Source organism: Pantoea sp. SO10, from assembly GCF_005281435.1.
GTDB classification, from domain to species: Bacteria; Pseudomonadota; Gammaproteobacteria; order Enterobacterales; family Enterobacteriaceae; genus Pantoea; species Pantoea leporis.
In genome coordinates this window covers 3925958-3942593 of record NZ_CP040095.1, presented here as the reverse complement: position 1 = coordinate 3942593, position 16636 = coordinate 3925958, and the positions used below count along the sequence as shown (strand labels likewise).

Annotated in this window: 15 protein-coding genes; 11 read left to right on the top strand and 4 right to left on the bottom strand. The window is 54.6% G+C overall.

Annotated features, from left to right (window positions below; genetic code table 11):
• The first annotated feature begins 192 nt into the window (after positions 1 to 192).
• Both prlC and rsmJ read left to right on the top strand, forming a co-directional pair.
• Positions 193 to 2235 (top strand): oligopeptidase A, encoded by a 2043-nt coding sequence (gene prlC / locus FCN45_RS18265; protein ID WP_110867662.1) that lies wholly within the window; start codon positions 193 to 195, stop codon positions 2233 to 2235.
• Between the two features lie 8 nt (positions 2236 to 2243).
• Positions 2244 to 2993 carry a 16S rRNA (guanine(1516)-N(2))-methyltransferase RsmJ gene (rsmJ, locus tag FCN45_RS18260; protein ID WP_110867661.1) on the top strand — a complete coding sequence of 250 codons (750 nt, stop codon included), beginning with the start codon at positions 2244 to 2246 and terminating at the stop codon, positions 2991 to 2993.
• Between the two features lie 66 nt (positions 2994 to 3059).
• Here the strand turns inward: rsmJ and uspA are convergent, their stop codons facing one another.
• Positions 3060 to 3497, bottom strand: a complete 438-nt coding sequence (gene uspA / locus FCN45_RS18255; RefSeq protein WP_007889892.1) for a universal stress protein UspA — start codon at positions 3495 to 3497, stop codon at positions 3060 to 3062.
• A 418-nt stretch (positions 3498 to 3915) separates the two neighbouring features.
• On the opposite strand from uspA, the gene uspB reads away from it, so the two are divergent.
• Positions 3916 to 4251, top strand: coding sequence for a universal stress protein UspB (gene uspB, locus FCN45_RS18250; RefSeq protein WP_008108136.1), 336 nt, complete (start codon positions 3916 to 3918; stop codon positions 4249 to 4251).
• 44 nt (positions 4252 to 4295) lie between these two features.
• On the opposite strand, the gene pitA is transcribed toward uspB, so the two are convergent.
• Positions 4296 to 5795: an inorganic phosphate transporter PitA gene (gene pitA / locus FCN45_RS18245; protein ID WP_137386695.1), complete on the bottom strand. Its 1500-nt coding sequence runs from the start codon at positions 5793 to 5795 to the stop codon at positions 4296 to 4298.
• A 242-nt stretch (positions 5796 to 6037) separates the two neighbouring features.
• On the opposite strand from pitA, the gene FCN45_RS18240 reads away from it, so the two are divergent.
• Positions 6038 to 7222 (top strand): NAD(P)/FAD-dependent oxidoreductase, encoded by a 1185-nt coding sequence (locus FCN45_RS18240; RefSeq protein ID WP_137386694.1) that lies wholly within the window; start codon positions 6038 to 6040, stop codon positions 7220 to 7222.
• On the opposite strand, the gene FCN45_RS18235 is transcribed toward FCN45_RS18240, so the two are convergent.
• Positions 7219 to 8214 carry an autotransporter domain-containing protein gene (locus FCN45_RS18235; RefSeq protein WP_137386693.1) on the bottom strand — a complete coding sequence of 332 codons (996 nt, stop codon included), beginning with the start codon at positions 8212 to 8214 and terminating at the stop codon, positions 7219 to 7221. The two genes, FCN45_RS18240 and FCN45_RS18235, sit on opposite strands and share 4 nt — an antisense overlap.
• Positions 8215 to 8780: 566 nt before the next feature.
• On the opposite strand from FCN45_RS18235, the gene FCN45_RS18230 reads away from it, so the two are divergent.
• From FCN45_RS18230 to yfaU, 6 genes are all read left to right on the top strand, one after another.
• Positions 8781 to 9128 carry a hypothetical protein gene (locus FCN45_RS18230; protein ID WP_137386692.1) on the top strand — a complete coding sequence of 116 codons (348 nt, stop codon included), beginning with the start codon at positions 8781 to 8783 and terminating at the stop codon, positions 9126 to 9128.
• A 267-nt stretch (positions 9129 to 9395) separates the two neighbouring features.
• Complete coding sequence (locus FCN45_RS18225; RefSeq protein ID WP_137386691.1) at positions 9396 to 9812, top strand: DUF1640 domain-containing protein; 417 nt, start codon at positions 9396 to 9398, stop codon at positions 9810 to 9812.
• A 177-nt stretch (positions 9813 to 9989) separates the two neighbouring features.
• Entirely contained in the window at positions 9990 to 10772 is a 783-nt protein-coding gene (locus FCN45_RS18220) for an IclR family transcriptional regulator (protein WP_101762719.1), read from the top strand.
• Positions 10773 to 10785: 13 nt separating this feature from the next.
• Positions 10786 to 11988, top strand: a complete 1203-nt coding sequence (rhmD, locus tag FCN45_RS18215) for an L-rhamnonate dehydratase (RefSeq protein WP_137386690.1) — start codon at positions 10786 to 10788, stop codon at positions 11986 to 11988.
• Between the two features lie 47 nt (positions 11989 to 12035).
• The gene (locus FCN45_RS18210) at positions 12036 to 13322 is read left to right on the top strand and encodes an MFS transporter (protein WP_137386689.1); all 1287 of its coding nucleotides are present in this window, start codon (positions 12036 to 12038) and stop codon (positions 13320 to 13322) included.
• A 13-nt stretch (positions 13323 to 13335) separates the two neighbouring features.
• Positions 13336 to 14136 carry a 2-keto-3-deoxy-L-rhamnonate aldolase gene (gene yfaU / locus FCN45_RS18205; protein WP_137386688.1) on the top strand — a complete coding sequence of 267 codons (801 nt, stop codon included), beginning with the start codon at positions 13336 to 13338 and terminating at the stop codon, positions 14134 to 14136.
• A gap of 109 nt (positions 14137 to 14245) precedes the next feature.
• On the opposite strand, the gene FCN45_RS18200 is transcribed toward yfaU, so the two are convergent.
• Positions 14246 to 14737 (bottom strand): helix-turn-helix domain-containing protein, encoded by a 492-nt coding sequence (locus tag FCN45_RS18200; protein ID WP_137386918.1) that lies wholly within the window; start codon positions 14735 to 14737, stop codon positions 14246 to 14248.
• Between the two features lie 317 nt (positions 14738 to 15054).
• On the opposite strand from FCN45_RS18200, the gene FCN45_RS18195 reads away from it, so the two are divergent.
• Entirely contained in the window at positions 15055 to 16077 is a 1023-nt protein-coding gene (locus FCN45_RS18195; protein WP_101762714.1) for an alpha/beta fold hydrolase, read from the top strand.
• Positions 16078 to 16636: the final 559 nt, after the last annotated feature.

Sequence of the window (16636 nt, the reverse complement as noted above, 5' to 3'; positions counted from 1 at the left end):
TGATGAGACAACGTCATTGGCCGTGATGCTGGATTATTACCGTGTTTTTACTCTCCGCCTGAGTCTTAGCGCGGCCTTTTCTTCGTGGGTCCGGTCTCAGTGGCATTGATTTTCCTGTCATCAAGCCGCATGTTAGTAAAATGCGTCGCGCGAGCATTCGCGCCACTACTTCATCATGAAAGGACTGCGCTTATGACCAATCCGTTACTCACGCCTTTTTCGCTGCCCCCGTTTTCTGCTATCAAACCTGAACATGTGGTTCCTGCGGTTACCGAAGCGCTGAACGACTGTCGCGCAGCGGTGGAGCGCGTTGTGGCGCAAGGCGCGCCTTACACCTGGGAAAATCTGGTGCAGCCGCTGGCTGAAGTTGACGATCGCTTAGGTCGCCTGTTCTCGCCGGTCAGCCATCTGAACTCGGTGAAAAACAGCCCGGAACTGCGCGAAGCTTACGAGCAAACGCTGCCGCTACTGTCCGAATACAGCACTTGGGTCGGCCAGAATGAAGGTTTGTATCAGGCCTATCGCAACCTGAAAGAGGGCGATAGCTACGCGGCGCTGGATACCGCGCAGAAGAAAGCGGTGGATAACAGCCTGCGTGATTTCGAGCTGTCCGGTATCGGCCTCGATAAAGAGAAGCAAAAGCGCTACGGCGAAATCGCGGCACGTCTTTCTGAACTGGGTTCGACCTACAGCAACAACGTGCTCGACGCCACCATGGGCTGGAGCAAGCTGGTGACCGATGAAGCGGAGCTGGCGGGTATGCCGGAAAGCGCGCTGGCCGCCGCCAAAGCGCAGGCCGAAGCCAAAGAGCAACAAGGCTGGCTGCTGACGCTGGATATCCCAAGCTATCTGCCGGTCATGACTTACTGCGACAACGCTGCGCTGCGTGAAGAGCTGTACCGCGCGTATTCAACGCGTGCTTCCGAACAGGGCCCGAATGCCGGCAAATGGGACAACGGTCCGGTGATGGCGGAAGAGCTGGCGCTGCGTCATGAACTGGCTCAGCTGCTGGGCTTCGACTCTTACGCCGACAAATCGCTGGCAACCAAAATGGCGGAAAATCCGGCGCAGGTCATCGACTTCCTGACCGATCTGGCGAAACGTGCCCGTCCGCAGGGTGAAAAAGAGCTGGCTCAGCTGCGCGCCTTCGCGAAGAAAGAGTACGGCGTCGACGAGATGAATCCGTGGGATCTGACGTATTACGGCGAGAAACAGAAACAGCATCTCTACACCATCAGCGACGAACAGCTGCGTCCGTACTTCCCGGAAGCGCGCGCGGTGAGTGGTTTGTTCGAGGTGGTTAAACGCATTTACGGCATCACCGCTAAAGAGCGTAAAGACGTCGATGTTTACCATCCAGACGTGCGCTTCTTCGACCTGTTCGACGAAAGCGGTGAACTGCGCGGCAGCTTCTACCTCGATCTCTACGCACGTGAACACAAGCGTGGCGGTGCGTGGATGGACGATTGCGTCGGCCAGATGCGTAAAGCCGACGGCAGCCTGCAGAAGCCGGTGGCCTATCTCACCTGTAACTTTAACCGTCCGCTGCAGGGCAAACCGGCGCTGTTCACGCACGATGAAGTGATCACGCTGTTCCATGAATTCGGTCACGGTCTGCATCATATGCTGACGCGCATCGAAACGCCGGGCGTGTCTGGCATCAGCGGTGTGCCGTGGGATGCCGTCGAGCTGCCGAGCCAGTTTATGGAAAACTGGTGCTGGGAGCCGGAAGCGCTGGCGTTTATCTCCGGCCACTACGAAACCGGCGAACCGCTGCCGAAGGAACTGCTGGATAAAATGCTGGCGGCGAAAAATTATCAGGCGGCGCTATTTATTCTGCGTCAGCTGGAGTTCGGCCTGTTCGATTTCCGTCTGCATACCGAGTTCGATCCCGCGCAAGGTGCGCGCATCCTCGAAACCCTGCGTGAAGTGAAGAAGCAGGTTGCCGTGGTGCCAAGCCCGGAATGGGGCCGTTTCCCGCACGCCTTCAGCCACGTCTTTGCTGGCGGATATGCGGCCGGTTACTACAGCTATCTGTGGGCCGACGTGCTGGCTGCCGATGCCTATTCGCGCTTCGAAGAAGAGGGCATTTTCAACCGTCAGACTGGTCAGTCGTTCCTCGACAACATCCTGACGCGTGGCGGTTCGGAAGAGCCCATGGAGCTGTTCAAACGCTTCCGTGGTCGTGAACCGCAGCTCGATGCGATGCTGGAACACTACGGAATTCAGGGATAAGCCGGCTTGTGAAAATTGGTTTAATCGATGAAACGGGCGCCGGAGACGGCGCCTTATTACATTTAGCCGAGCGCTGGGGTTTGCAGCAGGACGAACAGGCGACGATGGCGCTGGTGTTAACCGCTGAGCATCTTGAGTTGCGTAAACTGGATGAGCCGAAACTCGGCGGCATCTTTGTGGATTTCGTCTCGGGCGCGATGGCGCATCGGCGTAAGTTTGGCGGCGGTCGCGGCGAAGCGGTGGCAAAAGCGGTCGGCATCAAAAGCGGTTATCTGCCAGACGTGGTTGATGCAACGGCCGGTTTGGGGCGAGATGCGTTTGTGCTGGCGGCGCTGGGCTGTCGCGTGCGTATGCTGGAACGCCATCCGGTGGTGGCGGCCTTGCTGGACGATGGTTTGCGTCGCGGTTATCAGGATGCGGAGATTGGCGGCTGGCTGCGCGATCGGCTGACGCTGCTGCACGCTGTTAGCCAGCAAGCGCTGAGCGATATCACGCCCGCGCCGGATGTGGTCTATCTCGATCCGATGTATCCGCATCGCCAGAAAAGCGCGATGGTGAAGAAAGAGATGCGGGTGTTTCAGTCGTTGGTCGGTGCGGATGATGATGCTGATGCGTTGCTGGAACCGGCGCGCCGTCTGGCGAAGAAGCGCATTGTGGTGAAGCGTCCGGATTACGCGCCGCCGTTAGCGGGCGTGGTGACGCAGGATGCCGTGGTGACCAAAAGCCATCGTTTTGATATTTATCCGCCGCAGGGGTAATAACGCAAACAATGCGCAATACATTGCGCCGCTACAAAAAATCAGGCCGGTAACCCGGCCTGATTTTTATTCTTCGTCTTCGTCGCGTAACGGCACAATCAACATGTCGATATGCACGGTGTTAATCAACTGGCGCGCCGATGACATCAGCTTGCTCCAGAAGTCCTGATGGTGACCACACACCACCAAATCCACATCATATTTCTTAATCGCATCCACCAGCACCTGGCCAAGATCGCCGCTGCCGCTCAGGGTTTCACTGATCGGATAACCGGCGTTAATTGACAGCTCTTTCAGCGCGGTGTGCGTCTCTTCAGAAATACGCTTCTGCATGTCGCCCAGATTGACATCAATCAGCCCGGTGTAGAGGTCTGAATAGTTCACATCAACGTGGATCAGCGAGATTTTTGCATCATAGGGACGGGCCAGCGAAACGGCTTTATCAACCAGCAACTGGCTTTCCGGGGAAAGGTCTACTGCAATCAGGATGTGTTTATAAGCCATGATAAAACTCCTTTCTCAAGATTCGGGGCAATCTTCCTGCTTTCACGGTCGGCGATTCCTTTGCGCGAGACGGCGATGAAGCGCCACCAACCAACTATTTCAGCCTTGCAGGCGGTTTTTGTTATGTCCTGAGTATAGCCAGAGTTGTTAACAAATGCTGCAAGCGCAAGTTCGCTTGTGAGGAAGATCAAGCGTTATCGGCTTTTTCACTCGCCCTGAACGAAAATCATCGCTGGAAAAAAATTCAACAGATCTCCTACACTGAAAATAAGTGCCACTGCCGTATGCGTTGCGCACTCAGGTTCGCATAACAACAATGCAATCGACATCATTCAATGGCTGGTTTATTTCCCGTGCGGCGTCTACAGCAATTCCCCGCTGCGTTCGACGTCGTTGCGGCTCCAGCCGGGAGGGGAACATGATCAGCACTATCGCGCTTTTTTGGGCTCTGTGTGTGGTTTGTCTGGTGAATATGGCGCGCTATTTCTCTTCTTTGCGCTCACTTTTGGCCGTTTTGCGCGGTTGCGATCCGCTGTTATATCAATACGTGGATGGCGCGGGTTTCTTCACGTCGCACGGGCAGCCGAGTAAGCAGGTGCGGCTGGTGCGCTATATCTGGGAGAAGCGCTATCACGATCATCATGACGACGAGTTCATTCGCCGCTGTGAGCGCGTGCGCGGACAGTTTGTGCTGACCAGCGGGCTCTGCTTTTTGGTGGTGGTGAGTTTGATTGCGATGGCTATCTGGCAATAAAAAAGGGCGACATCGCGTCGCCCTCGAATATTTCTGCGCTTTGCTTAGATCAGTTTCAGTGCAATCCAGTAGAGCGAACCCGACAGCAAAATACACACCGGCAAGGTGAACACCCACGCCATAGCGATATTTTTGATGGTGCGACTCTGCAATCCACCGCCATCGACCAGCATAGTACCGGCCACCGACGACGACAGAATGTGCGTGGTAGAAACGGGCATACCGGTGTAACTGGCCACGCCAATCGATACTGCGGCCGTCACCTGCGCCGACATCCCTTGCGCATACGTCATGCCTTTCTTACCGATTTTCTCACCAATGGTGGTGGCAACACGACGCCAGCCAATCATGGTACCGATGCCGAGCGCCAGCGCCACAGCCACAATAATCCAGATCGGTGCGTACTCAACGGTGCCCAGCAAATCGCTTTTCAGCTTGTTGAGGAAGCGCTTATCGTCCGCGCTGGTTTCCGGCAGCTTAGCCACTTTATCCACGGTATCGGAAACGCACAGCAGCAGGCGACGCATCTGGCTGCGTTGATCAACCGTCAGCTGATCGTAGCTCTGCAGATTGTTCAGCAGCAGCTGCGCACGATCGATAGCCTGCAGCGCACGGCTGCTGTCGCAATGGAACTCCTGCGGACCGCCAAGCGATTCATCTGGCGTTGGCACCACAGGCGGCGCCATCTGCACCATGTGCGTCAGTGATTCGTTGTGCTGCTGATAATACTGCTCCAGATGGTTTACGGCATCGCGCGTGCGGGTGATGTCATAACCCGACGCATTCAGGTTCACCACAAAACCAGCCGGCGCAACGCCGATCAGCACCAGCATAATCAGGCCAATGCCTTTCTGACCATCGTTAGCGCCGTGTGAGTAGCTCACGCCAATCGCAGAAACGATCAGGGCAATGCGCGTCCAGAACGGGGGCTTTTTCTTGCCATCAATCTTTTCACGGTCAGCAGGCGTCATGTGGATGCGCGAACGCTTGGTGGTTCCGCTCCAGTAGCGACGCAGGATAAAGATCAGACCGCCTGCAATCACCAGACCTACAATCGGCGAAAGAATTAGGGACATGAAGATATTGATGACTTTCGGCAGGTTGAGCGCGTCAACCACCGAGGTGCCGGTCATCAGGGCGTTGGTGAGACCAATACCGATGATAGCGCCAATCAATGTGTGAGAACTGGACGCCGGCAAACCCAAATACCAGGTGCCAAGGTTCCAGATAATCGCGGCCAGCAGCATGGAGAAGACCATGGCGAGTCCGTGGGCCGAACCGACATTCAACAGTAAATCGGTCGGAAGCATGTGAACGATGGCATACGCCACGCTCAATCCACCAAGCAAAACACCTAAGAAGTTGAAAACACCCGCCATGACAACCGCCAGTTGCGCCCGCATCGCACGGGTATAAATGACAGTCGCGACCGCGTTAGCAGTGTCGTGAAAACCGTTGATTGCTTCGTAAAACAATACAAACAGCAGAGCAAGAATCAGTAACAGGCTGGTACTGAGGTCGAGACCAGCAAACAGATGTAGCATAAACGTTACGCCATTTTGGGAGGACATGAACGCGGCGCATTATCTGCGACAACGTGCGCGATATGAAAGAAAAATATAGCTCTTTATTGTCTTAAAATTGTAATGCAGCGTATAGATTTAGCTGAAAACAGCTTAAAATTAGTAAGTTACATTATGACACATTTACGGCATTTTTTTGAAGCTGGCGCTAAAAGCCGCAAATCCCTACAATCAGCGCCTTTCGGGCCAGGCGGATAAAAGCAGTGGAAAAGTTTGACGTTATCATTATTGGTGCAGGCGCAGCCGGCATGTTCTGCGCGGCGCAGGCAGGGCAATTGGGTCGCCGCGTATTGCTGCTGGATAACGGCAAAAAAGCCGGTCGCAAGATTTTGATGTCGGGCGGCGGTCGCTGCAACTTTACCAACATGCACACCGAACCGGCGGCGTATCTGTCGCACAATCCGCATTTCTGCAAATCGGCGCTGGCGCGCTACAACCAGTGGGATTTCATCGATCTGGTCAATCGTCACGGCATTGCGTATCACGAGAAAACGCTCGGGCAATTATTCTGCGATGACTCCGCACAGCAGATTGTCGATCTGCTGTTGAAAGAGTGTGATGCCGGCCAGGTGACGCTGCGCCTGCGCAGTGAAGTGCTGAGCGTTGAGCGCGACGATAACGGTTATACCTTGCAGCTGAACGGCACATCGGTGCAGGCAGAAAAACTGGTGATCGCCAGCGGCGGGCTCTCAATGCCAGGCCTCGGCGCCACGCCGTTTGGCTATAAAGTGGCGGAACAGTTCGGCCTGAAAGTGTTCCCGACGCGCGCGGCATTGGTGCCGTTCACGCTGCATAAACCGCTGCTGGAACAGCTCAACACGCTGTCGGGCGTCGCGCTGCCCACCACCATCACCGCGCAGGACGGTACCTTATTTAAAGAAGCGATGCTGTTTACCCATCGCGGCTTATCGGGGCCCGCCGTGCTGCAAATCTCCAGCTACTGGCAGCCGGGTGAATTCGTCACCATTGATTTGTCACCTGCCACTTCGCTGGATGATTTCATTCATGTGCAGCGCGAAGCGCATCCCAATCTCAGCCTGAAAAACAGCCTGGCGAAAATTCTGCCAAAACGGTTGGTGGAAGTGCTGCAGGAGCTAAAGCAGATTCCTGACGTCACACTGAAGCAGCTAAACAGCAAGCAGCAGGGCGAACTGGTCAGCACGCTGCATCAATGGCGCGTGCAGCCTAACGGCACCGAAGGCTATCGCACCGCCGAAGTGACGCTAGGCGGCGTCGATACCACCCAACTGTCGTCAAAAACCATGGAAGCGCGCGATGTGCCAGGTTTGTTCTTTATCGGCGAAGTGGTGGACGTTACCGGTTGGCTGGGCGGCTACAACTTCCAGTGGGCGTGGAGCTCGGCCTGGGCGTGCGCGCAGGCGCTTTAAAAGGCAATCTTTACACCCAGTTGTGTCTGCCAGTTGCTGGCACCTTCCTGACTTAGGCGATGTTGCCACTTAAGCTGGCTATTAAGCTGAACATTCTCAGTCAGTTGCCAGCCAACGTCGCCGCTATATTGCAGGTGCTTACCGCCTCGGCCAGTACGCAGATTATCTTTATCTACCGCAACATTGCCCGCATGGCCGCTGTACTGTACATAGCGTGTTTCAAGGCCAAATTTCAGGCTATCTGTTGGTCTGAAGTCATATTTCATACCGCCAGAGAACTGCAGCTGTTTTTGCTGTGAATAACCAATATGTAGATTGTCGTTGTCATGAATATCCTTGATGCGTGCCCATTGCATGGTGGCGCCCAGCACTGGGGTGAACGCATGTGAACCCTGCTGCCAGCGCCAGCCAACATCCATACCGATATTGGCGCTGCGGGCTTTTACCTGCGCCACTTTATCTTTTTCATCACTGCTTATATTGCCGCGATAGTGACCGACGCTAATCGGCAGAGCCAGTTGCAGGCCATGCTGTGGCTGCCAGCTCAACATGGCATTGATACCTTGAGTATCAACCTGCCCGTGGCTGTTGCCGCTGGACTGTGAGGGCTCCAGAGTGAAGTGACCTTTACTGATCGCCACACTCAGTGCCAGCTGTCGTTGCTCATCTTCCGTCAGTAATCCACGTAAGCCTACCAGCCAGCCGTAATAGCGGTTTTCACTCTGGTTGTGATTGGCTTCGCTGCGATAGCGCTCATCAACGCTAAAACCCGAAATGAACAGGTCATGGCGACCATCCCGACCTGCAAGTTGTGCATCATAGATAAAGCGTGCTTGCAGATTTTCATCCATACCAAAGAGTGCGGCAGGCAGAGCGGCATAAGCTGGGATTTGTGGCTTAGGTCCTGGCACGGAGGGCGGCGGCGGGGGAGGTGGATTGCCATCGAGCACGGGGTCGATCAGATCCGGATCGGGTGGAAGCGGAGCAATCATCGAGCTCTGCAGCCGGTAAAACCAAAATAAATGGGGCCTGCTACCGGCAAGCTTTCCCTGAATATGCGGGCGATTAGCCGCCGGATTGAAATCATCATACCAGCTGTTTCGTGCGAAAAATTTCCCCACCATTTTTAAGCTGTCAGCGGCTGCATGTTTAACGTTATGCAACAGCGAATCGGAGTGGGGATGCTCGGATAAAGGCGCTAAAACCGCTTCGGTTGATGAGTGAGAAAGGGGGGTTACAGGAAGCGGTGGAATGTCTGAAGAAAAGGGTTTTATCTCTTTAGCATATAACGGCTCGAAGCTACAAAGTGCACCGATAGCCAGCGTCAGCTGAGTCAGGTTCATCGTATCTGGTCGATTTATGGCGAAAGGGTTTGCAACTTATAGTGACCTGTTAGTCGAGCTATTTAAGACCTGTCTTGTTTTGACGGGCAAAATGAATCGCTCGGCAGCTGATCACAGTTAACTGGTTACGTTATGGATGCGGCCGGCAAAATATGTGCGGCCAGCCGAATGCTGTTACTATCGCGCGTTTCCTTTTTCCAGCGGATAAACCATTCATGTTAAAACTCAAATTTATTGTGCCGTTGCTGATCGTCATCAGTGCCGCGGTTTGGTGGCTGATGCCGCATTACAGCGATGAGGACAAAGGCTATTACATCGCCATGTTCTGTACGCTCACGCATGATGGACGCGGCAATGCTCCGCAAGATATGCAGCAGATTATTGAAGGCAGTAATTCCGATTACGCATTACAAAAGGTGCATTTCCAGCAAGCTTTGGCAGAGCATCTGCAAACGGTTTGGCAGGATTTGTCACCGCAACAGCAGCAACAAGCGCGGCAGGAAAATCTCTCCTGCCGCCGTTTGATGTCTGAGAAATTGCTACCGGGCCAGCCGGTTCAGTAATTATTGAACGGGCAGCGCAGGGATTAAAAGCTGCGCCGCCGTTTCAAGAAGCCGCTCAACACCTTCCCGCTCCCATATCGCAAAACGTTTCGCAGCAGAATCTGACGCCAATTTTGCGAGACGTCCCGCATTCGTCTGCACGTTACTTGTTGTACTAATTGATATTTTTCGCAGCGCCGCGCAAAATACACACAGTCACATGGTGCAGCAATCGCTCGCTGAGCATGATGTTGGCACGCGCCTCACATCAACTCAGGAGCTTCACGGATGACACTCGCGATGATGAACACACACAAAGCCTTTAAAGCACTGCAGTTGGCCGGCGTCAGCGACCAACAGGCCGAAGCCATGGTCGAGATCTTTACTGAGATGCAGCAGGATAATGCGTTATCTCGTGCTGATTTAATGAAGGCCGGAGAAGGAATTACAGGGAGCATTAAAGAACTGGATGTTCGACTTACCGGCGATATCAGAGAGCTGGATATTCGGCTTACTGGTGCGATTAAAGATCTGGATGTTCGGTTAAGTGGCGCGATTAAGGATATTGAGGAACTGAAAGCTGACGTGAAACAACTCAAAGCGGATGTTGCCACGCTGAAAACCGATATGCGCTGGATCAAACGTTTGCTAATGGTGATGACCACCACGATGGTCATTGCAGCGATCAAATACATTTTCTCTTAGATCTTGTGCTCCTGCGGCAGGAGTACAGTCGGCTGTACTCTCAGCGCGGCGCGATTCACATTCCCGCACACGCGCTGCCAGCAAACGCGCTCAGCGCCGCGTAATTTGAAGCGGCGCACACTTATCACGAAGTAAAACTACAACACTGCGCTCCAGATCATCAGACTGGAGTCCAGCATGTTGGAAATTACGCCTGTCCCCGCGCTGACGCGCGCCATAGCGATTCTCGACTTTATTGCCCAGCACGGACCGTGCAGCGCCGCCGAGATCATTGAAACGCTGGCGCTTCCCAAAAGCAGCGCCTACCTGCTGTTCGCTGAACTGAAAAAACAGCGTCTGATCACTATCGATCGCAACAACAACTATTGCCTGTGGACGCGGCTGGTGGAGTTTGCCGGTCATGCACTGCAGCGCATGGATATCCGCGATATTGCGCGTCCACCTCTGACACGTTTAATGCAGCAGACCAATCTGCTGTGCCACCTCGGCATCCTCGAGGGTGGTCACGCCTGTTACATCCTCAAACTCGAATCCGCCGCCACCATCAGCGTGCGCTCGCACGAAGGCAAAAGCCTGTCGCTGTATCGCTCGGGCATTGGCAAGTGTCTGCTCGCCTGGCAGCAACCTGAAGAGCAGGAACGCATCATCAGCGGCCTGCGCTTTGTGGCGGTGACGCCAACCTCGCTGCGCAATGCCGACGCGCTGCGTACCGAGCTGGCACGCATTCGCCGTCAGGGCTGGAGCTTTGATAACGGTGAAGATTATCCCGATGTGCGCTGCGTCGCCGCGCCGATTTTCAATGCCCGCCAGCAGCTCGTCGCCGCCATTTCGCTGGTGGGCACCCGACTCGACATTGACGACGACAAACGCGATTACCTTGCTGGCCAGGCGATTGCCTGCGCCCGCGATATTTCCCGTCTGCTGGGCTGGCGTAGCCCGGCGGAAAAACACGCCTCGTAACCAGGAGAAGAGCATGTCCCTACCTAAAATTAAAACTGTCCGCGCCTACTTTGCCGGTGGCGCTACCGCGGATAAAGCAGCGGCTGGCGGCGATTACCACGATCAAGGTGCCAATCACTGGATTGATGACCACGTCGCCACGCCCATGAGCAAATACAAGCAGTATGAGCAGTCGCGTCAATCCCTTGGCATCAACGTGTTAGGCACGCTAATTGTCGAAGTCGAAGCCGATAACGGTCAAACCGGTTTTGCCATTACCACCGGCGGCGAAATGGGCTGTTTCATCGTGGAAAAGCATCTCAACCGATTCCTTGAAGGACGCTGCGTCAGCGACATCAAACTGATTCACGACCAGATGATGAACGCCACCCTGTATTACGCCGGATCGGGCGGCCTGGTGATGAACACCATTTCATGTGTCGATTTGGCGCTATGGGATCTGTTCGGCAAAGTCACCGATCTGCCGGTGTACAAACTGCTGGGCGGCGCGGTACGCGATGAACTGCAGTTCTACGCCACCGGTGCGCGTCCGGACCTGGCGCAGCAGATGGGCTTTATCGGCGGCAAAATGGCGGTGCAGTGGGGACCGCACGATGGCGATGAAGGCATCCGTAAAGAGGTGGCGCGCATCGCTCACTATCGCGAAAGTTGCGGCCCGGATTTCTGGCTGATGCTTGATTGCTGGATGAGCCAGGACGTCAATTTCGCCACCAGGCTGGCCCACGCCTGCGCACCTTATAACGTCAAGTGGCTGGAAGAGTGTTTGCCGCCGCAGCAGTTCGAAGGATACGCCCAGCTGAAACAGCAAGCGCCGCAGGGCATGTTGATCACCAGCGGCGAACATCACGGCACGCTGCAATCATTCCGCACGCTGGCTGAAACCGGCATCGATATTTTGCAGCCTGATGTCGGTTGGTGCGGCGGCCTGACCACGCTGGTGGAAGTGGCGGCGCTGGCGAAATCACGCGGCCAACTGGTGGTGCCGCACGGCTCCTCGGTTTACTCGCATCACGCGGTGATCACCTTCACCAACAGCCCATTCAGTGAATTCCTGATGACCAGCCCGGATTGCAGCACGCTGCGCCCGCAGTTTGATCCGCTGCTGATCAACGAACCGGTACCGGTTAACGGTCGCATGCACAAATCGGTGCTGGATAAACCGGGCTTCGGCGTGGATCTGAATCGCGATGGACTGAAGCGTCCTTATCAACACTAATCGCAGCGGCTGCGGCGACGCGTCGCAGCCCTGCGTGAGGGTTTACCATGGATAATCTGGTGTTAAGCGCGGTTAAAAAGAATCGCGCACGTCTTATTCCTTTCATGTTGATGCTCTACGTGCTGGCGTTTCTCGACCGCGCCAACATTGGTTTCGCCAAAGAGGCATATCAGCTTGATACCGGCCTGAGTAATGAAGCTTACGCGTTAGGTGCTGGAATCTTCTTTGTGGTATACGCGCTGCTTGGCGTACCGGCCAATTTGCTGATGCGACGCTTTGGCGCGCGCAGCTGGATTGGCGGCAGCACGCTGCTGTGGGGATTGCTTTCGGCGGCGATGGCATTTGCTGATACCGAAGCCAAATTCCTGCTGGTGCGTACCTTGCTCGGCGCCGCTGAGGCGGGTTTCTTCCCGGGCATGATTTATCTGACCTCGCTGTGGTTCCCGCAACAGCAGCGCGCTAGCGTCATGGGACTGTTCTACATGGGCGCGCCGCTGGCGTTGACGCTGGGTTCACCGCTCTCTGGCGCACTGCTGGAAATGCACGGCGTGCTAGGCCATCCCGGCTGGTTCTGGATGTTTATCATTGAAGGATTACTGGCGGTGGCAGCCGGCGTTTTCACTTTCAGCTATATCGACGACACACCGACGAAAGCGCGTTTTCTCAGCGCCGAAGAGAAGCTGGCGCTGCAACGTCAGTTGGAGAGCGAAGAGCAGCAGAAGCCGACTTCACATCTGCGTGATGCGCTGCGCAATGGTCGCGTCTGGCAGCTCGCCATTATCTATATGACCATTCAGATTGCGGTTTATGGCCTGATTTTCTTCCTGCCTTCTCAGGTCGCAGCGTTGTTGGGCACCAAAGTCGGTTTCCTCGCCTCGCTGGTGGCGGCGATTCCGTGGGTGGCCGCGCTGTTTGGCACCTGGCTGATTCCGCGTTATTCCGACCGCAGCGGCGAGCGTCGCCGGGTCGCGGCGTTCACCTTGCTGGCTGCTGCCGTCGGGATTGGTTTGTCCGGATTGGTTTCGCCGCTGTTGGCCATCATTGCGCTTAGCGTCGCGGCGGTGGGTTTTATTGCCGTGCAGCCGGTGTTCTGGACCATGCCGACGCAGCTGCTTTCTGGCACTGCGCTGGCGGCGGGCATCGGCTTCGTCAATTTGTTTGGTGCTGTAGGTGGCTTCCTCGCACCGCTGATTCGCGTAAATGCCGAAATGCACTTTAACAGCAGCGCTGCCGGATTGCTGGCGCTGGCGCTAATTGCCGCCATCGGTTCACTCATTATCCTCAGCCTGAAAGTGGAGCGTCAGTTGCCACACTCTCAGCAGCCAAGTCATTAAGTAAGGAGCAGCTATGCAGGATCCGTTAAATAATCCCTTCAAAGCCGGATTGGCGAAAGGCGAAACGCAGATTGGTTTGTGGCTGAGCAGCACATCGTCGTATCTGGCCGAAATTGCTGCCACCAGCGGCTACGACTGGTTATTGATAGATGGCGAACACGCCCCGAATACCGTACAGGATCTCTATCATCAATTGCAGGCCGTTGCGCCTTATCGCAGCCAGCCGGTGATACGGCCAATCGAATTCCAGACCGCACTGATCAAGCAGGTGCTGGATATCGGTGCGCGCACCTTGCTGGTGCCGATGATCGATACCGCTGAGCAGGCACAGGCGCTGGTGAAGGCGACGCGCTATCCGCCTTACGGCACGCGCGGCGTCGGCGCAGGCGTGGCGCGGGCGGCACGTTGGGGGCGCGTGGAAAATTATATGGCGCGCGCCAATGAAGAGTTATGCCTGCTGATTCAGGCCGAAAGCAAAACGGCGATTGATAATCTCAATGCGTTGCTGGAGGTTGAGGGCGTTGACGGAATCTTTATTGGTCCGGCTGATTTGTCAGCCTCATTGGGCTATCCCGATAATGCCGGGCATCCTGAAGTGCAGAAAGTGATTGAGCAGAGTATCAAACGCATCCGCAGCGCAGGAAAAGCGGCCGGTTTTCTGGCGGTTAATCTGGAAATGGCGGAACGCGCTATTCGGTGGGGAGCTAATTTCGTTGCCGTCGGTGTGGATACCATGCTGTATACCGATGCGCTGGATAATCGGCTCGCGCATTTTAAAAAGAGCGTAAATGCGCTGAATAAATCGAGTTACTAATTGAGAAACGGATGGTATGCCATCCGTTTCTATTCAATTAAAGCGTTCATGAATTGGAATGAAGAAGTCTGTTGGCGTCAAATGGCGCCAAAAAAGAGTCAATTATTTATCAACGCATCGCACAACCAATTCGCGGCATATATTTATCGTTACGTACCGCGGGCGTGATAATTGCTTTATTGCGTTCCGTGGCGTCAAATCCCGCCTGACGGCAAAGCACACAGGGATCGCGACTTTCACGCATTGCAAGTTTGGCTTCCTCATCCAGCTGGCGCTTACGGCAATAAAGAGGCGTGCAGCCCAGCACATGTTTAAATGAGCGCGTGAAAGATTGTTGGCTTTCAAAATGATATTTCACTGCCAGGCTGATAATTGGCACATTGCTGTCTTTTAAGTCATTAATGCAATGAGCCAGTTTCTTTTTTCGAATGTAGCGTGCCAGCGTCTCATTGTGATAGCGGGCGAAGAGTTTCTGTAAATACCATTTCGAATAGCCAGACTTCAGTGCAATATCATCAATCGTTAAACGTTGATCCAGGTTAGCCATAATCCATTCGGTTACCGAATCAATTACCCCTTCATTATATTTTTGCTGTGTCATCATAGTCCTCCATTAACAGTGGCAGAGTGTAATTTAATTAATCTTTCCAATCTGCAATTAATGTAAAGTTTTCTGGTTATTTGGCTGTTTTAATATTTGTCATCAAGACCGGTCTTGGTTTTCGTGAATTTACAGGTTTTCTTGTTGTGATGATGTTGAGTATTTATCGTAATAACGGGCGTTATTATTAACTCAAATTTTTCATCGCTTCGCGGCGCTTAATAGTAAAAGGTGTGCTTTCTGGCGGCACACCTCATCAATACTTAACGCGGATTAACGTGCCACACTGAAGGTTTTCACTGTTGAGGAATCACCTAATGGGTTTTCGTTTCAAGCCAAAACAGTCACTTGCCGTGATTCTGGCATCAGTGGCATTAGGCGCTGTTGCTCCGGCGCTCGCCGCCAATGTGTATGGTGAACAGCTCGAAGGCTTTAACTATCCCTATCCGCTGCAGCACTTTAACTTCTCCTCGCAGCAGCAAGCGCTGAGTATGGGTTATATGGATGTCAAACCTACGCAGCAGGCCAACGGTGAAACCGTGGTGTTGATGCACGGCAAGAACTTCTGTGGCGCAACCTGGGATGACACCATCAAGGCGCTGAGCCAGAAAGGTTATCGCGTCATCGCGCCAGATCAGATTGGCTTCTGCAGCTCAACTAAACCAGCTAACTATCAATACACCTTCCAGCAACTGGCACAGAACACCCATCAACTGTTGCAGCAACTGGGTATCGACAACGCCATTATGGTTGGGCACTCGACCGGCGGCATGCTGGCGACGCGTTATGCGCTGATGTATCCCAGACAAACGCAGAAGCTGGTGCTGGTCAATCCCATCGGCTTAGAAGACTGGAAAGCCAAAGGCGCGCCGTGGCGCTCGGTGGATCAGTGGTATCAGCGTGAACTCAAGCTGGATGCGGCGGGCATCAAGAAGTACGAACAGCAGACATATTACAGCGGCCAGTGGAAGCCGGAGTATGACAAATGGGTTGATATGCTGGCTGGGCTAAACAGCGGGCCAGGCCACAAGAAAGTGGCGTGGAACTCGGCGCTCATCTACGACATGATTTTCACTCAGCCGGTGTATTACGAGTTTAAAGATCTACGCGTGCCGACCACGTTGATGATTGGCACCGCAGATACCACGGCGATTGGCAGTGATATCGCGCCGCCGGAAGTGAAAGCAAAACTCGGGCATTACAATGTATTGGGCAAGCAGGTGGCGCAACTGATTCCCGGCGCACGCTTAATCGAATTCCCGGGCATGGGGCACGCGCCGCAGATGGAAGAACCGCAGACGTTTAATCAGGCATTGATCACGGATTTAGTGGGGCATTAATTGCAGGGTCGCCATTCACGGAGTAATGCTTGTCAGTTAAGCCAACGACGAATGCGCAGGCCGGAGCCACTTTTGGTCCGGCGGTCCTCGCGCCGCTTACGCGGTACCTTCACTTCGCTCGTCTGCCTGACAGACCGGTGGAGACGGGACTTCCTTGTCCCGGCTCCGCCTTTCGCCCGCGTCCTGCGGGCTCTCCTGGCTTCCTCGTTTCGTTCAGCGCTGCGGATTGCCGGTCCAAAAGTGGCCCCGGCCTGCTCATAAGCTTCAGTGCGTGTTGCTGAAAAGGGCACGTTTGCCAGAGGCGCTGGCGCGTCTGCTGCGGCAAAAGGGCTATTCGCAGCGCTGAGGCTTTTACGTTGGGCCAGGAGGCTCACGCAGGGATGCGTGAGGCAGTTCGGGGCCGGCCATGGATGGCCGATCCACGAACGGTCCGTTGGCACAACGTGGAAGCCGAAGGTACCGCGTTAGCGGCGCGAGGACGGTCCGTGACGCAGCAGATGTGTCAGAGCCCGCATCAGAGCTAAAGCAAAATCCTTTCTCAACTGACGTGCATTACGCC